The following is a 5567-nucleotide window of genomic DNA, read 5'->3' as shown; positions in this document are numbered from 1 at the left end:
GTGGGTGGGCGGGCGCCGAGGAAGAAGATGCCGGGAAGGCCCTGGGTCTCGAAGCCGTCGCTGGGGTTGCGGCGCAGGGTCGAGCGCTCGATCTTCATGGTGCCGGTGCGGTTGTTGCTGACGAAGAAGATCGCGCCGCCGCCCTCGTTGGCGTGGTTGTTCTCGATGACGGTGCCGGCGATCCGCACGGTGAACTCGTTGCCGTCGCAGTAGATCGCGCCGCCGCTGCCACCGCCGGGGGTGCCCGCCTTGGCCGGGTTGGCGCCGCTGCCGACCGCCTTGTTGCCGGTGAAGACGCTGTTCAGCACCGTCCAGGAGACGCCGATGCTGCTCAGCGCCGCCCCGTTGGCGCAGACCCCACCGGTGAAGGTGCTGTTCACCACGTACACCGGCTTGTTGTCGTACTGGCTGAGCACCCGCAGCGCCGCGCCGCCCAGGTCGGGGCCGGTCCGGTCGCACCGGTTGCCGGTGAAACGGGTGTTGACCACCTTGACCCGGCCGCCGCGTACGAAGATCGCGCCGCCCCCGCCGCCCTCGGTCCGCTCGCCGGTGGAGTTGCCGTCGGCGAAGGTCAGGTTCTGCACGGTGAGCTGCGGATGGTCCTGGTCCTGGCAGTGCGAGGTGGTGAAGCCCTGCGCAGCGTCGCAGGTGTTCATGTAGAGGATGCGCCGCTCGCCGCCCCCGGAGAGGGTGACCTTTCCGCCGCCGTCCAGCACGATCCGCGCCCCGACCTTGTTACGGACCTTCGCGGTAGCCTTCATCCGGATCGTCACCGGGTCGGGGCCGCAGTCGAAGGTGATGATCCCGCCCGCCGCGACCGCCCGCACCACCGCGTCCGAGGTGCAGCTCGCCGGGGTACCCGTGCCCACTGTCCTGGCCGGACGGGAGGTGTCCACCGCCCGCGCCTCGGCCGGGACCGTGGCGCCGCCGTTCGGGTTGCCCGCCCGCAGTGGTGAGCTAGCGGTCTTCGACGGCTTCGGGGACGCGCTCTTTCCCGGCCCGCCCAGGCCGCTGCGGGCCGCCGGTCCGCCCGGCGGGCTCGCCGTCGGGGCGGTCGCCTCCACGGTGGACGGCGCGACCGAGGCCGCGCCGTCCCCGCTTCCGCCGCAGGCGGGCAGGGTGGCGGTGGCGACACCGAGGGCGAGCAGACAGGCAAGGGATCTCACGCGCACCCGCCGATGCTAGAGGCGCGGGCGGTCCGCGGCGATTCCTCCGCCGAGGCTTAACCCACCGCTAAACCGCGCTCCGCCGGTTGATCCACCCGCCTCGTCGGCGGCGAGGCCGCAGGGCGCGACGGAGTCGTGTGCGGCGGTACCCGCGCGTTGATCCACGCGCTGTGCGGCGTGGCGCGGTGTCCCCGTTCCGGGAGAGCGCGACACCCCGCAACCGGAGTGGATCAAGCGGGCGAGTGGCCGCCGGGTGGTCAGGCGTGGGAGAGGGCGAAGGCGGTCAGGAAGCCGAGGACCGTGATCAGGCCGACCAGCAGGTGGGCGTCCTCGAACGCCTCCGGCACCATGGTGTCGGTGATCATCGCGAGGATGGCGCCGGCGGCGAGCGCGGAGATGGTGGCCAGCACCTCCGGCGGCGCCCCGCCCAGCAGCGCGTAGCCGGCGAGCGCCGCGGCGCCGCTGACCAGCGCGATCGCCGTCCAGAGCAGGAAGACGTACCGCCGGGAGCGGCCGGCCTGGCGCATGCCGGCGGCGCTGGACAGCCCCTCCGGCACGTTGCTCAGGAAGACCGCCACCACCGTGACCAGGCTGACCGGGCCGCCGGCGAGCAGGCTCGCGCCGATCACCACCGACTCGGGTACGCCGTCCAGCAGCGCGCCCACCGCGATCGCCGACCCGGAGCCGGGCTGTTCCTGCTCCGTGGGCTGCTCGTCGCCGGAGCGCTTGCGGTGCCGGGCGCCGCGTCGGGCCAGCAGCAGGTTCGCCCCGGTGTACGCCAGCGCCCCGCCGGCCGCCCCGATCGTGGTCGGCAGCAGCCCGCCCTGTGCGTGCGACTCGGCGATCAGCTCGAAGGAGACGGCGGAGAGCAGCACGCCCGCGCCGAACGCCATGACCGAGGCGATCACCTTGCGGGGCACCCGGGCGAAGAACCCGACGACCGCCCCGATCAGCAGTGCCGAACCGGCCAGCAGTCCCCAGGCACCCGCTTGCAACCACTCCGGCATCTGGCGGACGGTACCCGACCCCCCGAACCCGAAAACCGCCCCGCACGAATGTCACCGGGCCCCACGACGCCACCGGACCGACCGACCAGCGCGCACCAGACGCGCGCACTCTCTCGGAAAGAGTGGCCTCCGGCCCCGTGACAGGCCCGCTTTCTCTGAACCTGCGCGGACCTTGACGTGGGCGCGAGCGCGAGGCCCGGGGGTCAGAAGTCGGCGAAGAGGTAGGGGAGGTGGCGGGGGAAGAGGCGGCGCAGCTCGGCGGCCGCGTCCGGGCCGATCGAGCCCAGCCCCCGGACGTCCACCTCGGCCGGGTCGAGGACTCCGTACGCGAGGGCGGAGAGCCCGGCGGCGGTGAGGGTCGCCGACGGTGCCGGGCCGCCGGTGGTCAGCTCCAGGTGGCCGGTGGTGCCGTCGAGCAGGTGGGTGCCGGCCAGCCAGCGGTCGCCGGCCAGCTCGACCCGGACCCGGCCCGGGCCGGCAGGCAGGCCGGCGAGCGCGTCCAGCGACAGCAGGCGGGCCATCGGGGCGGGTGAGCCGGGGCGGGAGACCCGCGCCTCCACGTGTACGGCCAGGTCGGTCAGCCAGAGTTCGGGCAGCTCGTCGGCGGGGACCTGGAGGGTGATCCGGTCGACCTGGTCGACGTGCCGGGCGAGGAACTGCAACAGCAGCGCCCGGGCGTACGGGTCGGTGACGAGCAGGTCGTCACCCTGCAGCTCGCCGCCGTGATCGTCGATGCGGTAGGTGAGCGCGCCCATCGTCGTACCGTCGATCCGGGCGGTGACCAGCCAGCGGTCATCGCGGTCGCGCAGCCCGGCGGCGCGGAACTCCGGGAAGATCGCGAAGCCGTGCCGCTCCCGTACGCAGCGTTCGGTGAACGCCCGGTAGCCGGCGTAGCCGGCGCCGATCCGTTCCCAGGTCACCTCGCCGGGCAGCTCGGCCCGGAGCAGCGGGTCCAGGTCGGCGGGGGAGAACCGGGCGGTCCGCGCCCGGGGCAGCCCGACGTAGCCGAAGCGCTCGTAGAAGCCGGCCCGGAACGGGTACAGCGCGGTCAGCGGGTGCCCCTCGTCGCGCATCTCGTCGAGGAGCTGGTGCAGCAGCGCCCGGACGTGACCCCGCCGGCGGGCCAGCGGGTGGGTGGCCACCCCGGCCACCCCGGCCATCGGCAGCACCCGGCCGCGCAGGTTCTGCCGCATCGGGATGGCGCTCGCCGCCGCCTGGGTCTCCCCGTCCTCCTCCACGACCAGCGTCCGGTTGCCCTTGTTGTACGGCAGGTAACGATGGAACGCCTCCACCCGTTCGGTGCTGAGCGGGGACGCCTCGAAGGCGTACGCCTGGAGCGGGAAGCTGGTGGTCAGACGTTCCTCGGCGGCCAGACGACGGATGAACATCCGTCCATCCCAACCCGGCCGGCGGTCCCCCGCAACCCGATTGGTCCGCTTCAGCCCTCCGTCAGGTCGGAAACCACCACGGTGACGTTGTCCGGCGCGCCGGCCTGATGGGCGAGCTTGACCAGCTGTTCGCCGCAGAGCTGCCGGTCGCCGTACGTGGTCAGCGCGGCATGGATCGCCGCGTCCTCCACGTAGTCGGAGAGCCCGTCGCTGCACAGCAGCAGCCTGTCGCCGACGAACATGGTCAACACCCCGATCGCCGGGGCGGCGTCCGCGCCCTGCACCGCGCGGGTCACCAGGGACCGCTGCGGGTGGTGCCGGGCCTGATCGGGGGAGAGCGCGCCCTGGTCGACCAGCGCCTGCACGAAGGTGTCGTCCCGGGTGAGCTGGGTCAGTTCGCCGTCGCGCAGCAGGTAGCAGCGGGAGTCGCCGACCTGGGCGAGGACCAGCGTGTCCCCGGCGAGCAGGCCGGCGGTCAGCGTCGTACCCATGCCGTCGCGCGTCGGATCGGCGGAGATGGCGGCGCGGATGCGTTGGTTGGCGGTGGCGACCACGGCGCGCAGCGCCTCGGCGGCCTCGTCGGCGACGGTCGGCGGGACCAGCTCGTCCAGGATGCGGATGACGATCTCGCTCGCCACCTCACCGGCGGGGAGCCCACCCATGCCGTCCGCGACCGCCACCAGGCGGTCACCGGCGAGGGCGGAGTCCTCGTTGTTGGTGCGGACCAGGCCGACGTCGTTGAGGATGGCCGAGCGGAGGATCAGCGTCATGCCCCAAGCTTGCCAAGAACACCCTTGATCCGTCTCTACGCACTAGTGCGTAGGGTGGCAGAAATGATGCCGGTGTCCATGGTCGGACGCGCCGGCGAGCGTGCCGAGCTCGACCGGGCGTGGTCCACCGTGGTCGACGCGGGCCGTCCGTCGCCCGCCGTCACGGTGATCACCGGGGCGGCCGGGGTGGGCAAGAGTCTGCTGGTCGCGGCGGCTGTGGAGGGCTTCTCACCCCGCCCGGCGGTGGTTCTGTCCGGCGCCGCGCGGCTGCACGACCCGGCCCCGTACGACTGGCTGGCGGCGGTGCTCAGCGGCCGCGACACCAGCGGTCTCGATCTGCCGCCGGACGCGCTGGCCTGGCTCGCCCAGCAGCCCACCGCGCCGCGCGAGCGCTACGCCCCCGGCACCCTGCTGCGGCTGGCCGTGCGGACCGTCCGGCGGCTGGTCGGCGCCGGCCCGGCCGTGCTGGTGGTGGAGGACCTGCACGCCCTCGACCCGGCCAGCCTCAACCTGGTCGGTGAGCTGGCCACCGCCGGTGACCTGCCGGCCCTGCTGGTGGTGGCGAGCCGGCCGCCGGCCGACGCGGTCGCGCCGGACCTCGCCGTCCGCGTCCTGTCCCGGCTCTGCGGGGTACGCGGCGCCGTGCGCCAGCACCTCGGCCCGCTCGGGGTGGCCGAGGTGGCCGAGGTGTGACCCAGGTGTACGACGGCACCCGCCCCGCCGACCGGATCGCCACCGCCGTCTGGCGGCGCACCGGCGGCAACCCGTACGCGCTCACCGAGTTGCTCGCCGCGCACGCCGGCCGGGGCCCGGAGGCGTTGGCAGAGCGGCCGCTGCCGGAGCACCTGCGGCCACCGGCGCCCCGCCCGGCCGCCCCGCCCGACGCCGAGCTGACCGGCCGGGAGGTGGAGGTGCTCGGCTGCCTGGTCGCCGGGATGTCCAACAAGCAGGCGGCCCGCGCGCTCGGCATCTCGGTCCGCACGGTCACCGTGCACGTGTCGAATCTGCTGCGCAAGACGGGCTCGGCGTCGCGCACGGAGGCGGCGCTGTGGGCGGTGCGGCACCGCGTCCCGTCCCGCCCGCTGGGCTGAGCGGCCCGGTCGCCTGCCCGCTCCCGGCTGGTGGGCGGGCACGGTGGACGGGCGCGGCCTGCTGGTGGGCCGCCGCGTAGGGTGCCGCGGACGACGGGGGGTGCGGTGATGGCGGGACGGCTGCAACCGGTGCTGGCCGGCGTGG

The 5567-nt window shown here is 74.3% G+C and carries 6 protein-coding genes; 2 read left to right on the top strand and 4 right to left on the bottom strand.

All coding sequences use genetic code 11. The features are described 5' to 3' along the window. From JNW89_RS26105 to JNW89_RS26090, 4 genes are all read right to left on the bottom strand, one after another. A partial coding sequence (locus JNW89_RS26105; RefSeq protein ID WP_238450954.1) for a hypothetical protein occupies positions 1-1172 on the bottom strand: 1172 nt, incomplete at its 3' end. A gap of 251 nt (positions 1173-1423) precedes the next feature. Then, positions 1424-2173 (bottom strand): ZIP family metal transporter, encoded by a 750-nt coding sequence (locus JNW89_RS26100; RefSeq protein WP_238450952.1) that lies wholly within the window; start codon positions 2171-2173, stop codon positions 1424-1426. Positions 2174-2376: 203 nt separating this feature from the next. Next, on the bottom strand, positions 2377-3561 hold the full coding sequence (eis, locus tag JNW89_RS26095; protein ID WP_238450950.1) for an enhanced intracellular survival protein Eis: 1185 nt from the start codon (positions 3559-3561) through the stop codon (positions 2377-2379). Positions 3562-3611: 50 nt separating this feature from the next. Then, on the bottom strand, positions 3612-4331 hold the full coding sequence (locus JNW89_RS26090) for a PP2C family serine/threonine-protein phosphatase (protein ID WP_238450948.1): 720 nt from the start codon (positions 4329-4331) through the stop codon (positions 3612-3614). Positions 4332-4394: 63 nt separating this feature from the next. On the opposite strand from JNW89_RS26090, the gene JNW89_RS26085 reads away from it, so the two are divergent. Continuing rightward, positions 4395-5024 carry an ATP-binding protein gene (locus JNW89_RS26085; RefSeq protein WP_238450946.1) on the top strand — a complete coding sequence of 210 codons (630 nt, stop codon included), beginning with the start codon at positions 4395-4397 and terminating at the stop codon, positions 5022-5024. Continuing rightward, on the top strand, positions 5021-5422 hold the full coding sequence (locus JNW89_RS38175; RefSeq protein ID WP_238450944.1) for a LuxR C-terminal-related transcriptional regulator: 402 nt from the start codon (positions 5021-5023) through the stop codon (positions 5420-5422). The genes JNW89_RS26085 and JNW89_RS38175 overlap by 4 nt, the downstream gene beginning before the upstream one ends. Positions 5423-5567 lie beyond the last annotated feature (145 nt).

This window comes from Micromonospora sp. 4G55 (assembly GCF_016803375.1).
The sequence above is the reverse complement of the archived record's forward strand: the minus strand, read 5'-3'. Positions and strand labels throughout refer to the sequence as shown.

Coding starts and splice junctions, on each gene's coding strand:
- JNW89_RS26100 (WP_238450952.1), bottom strand. CDS start 2,173: ATGCCGGAGTGGTTGCAAGCGGGTGCCTGGGGACTGCTGGCCGGTTCG.
- eis (WP_238450950.1), bottom strand. CDS start 3,561: ATGTTCATCCGTCGTCTGGCCGCCGAGGAACGTCTGACCACCAGCTTC.
- JNW89_RS26090 (WP_238450948.1), bottom strand. CDS start 4,331: ATGACGCTGATCCTCCGCTCGGCCATCCTCAACGACGTCGGCCTGGTC.
- JNW89_RS26085 (WP_238450946.1), top strand. CDS start 4,395: ATGATGCCGGTGTCCATGGTCGGACGCGCCGGCGAGCGTGCCGAGCTC.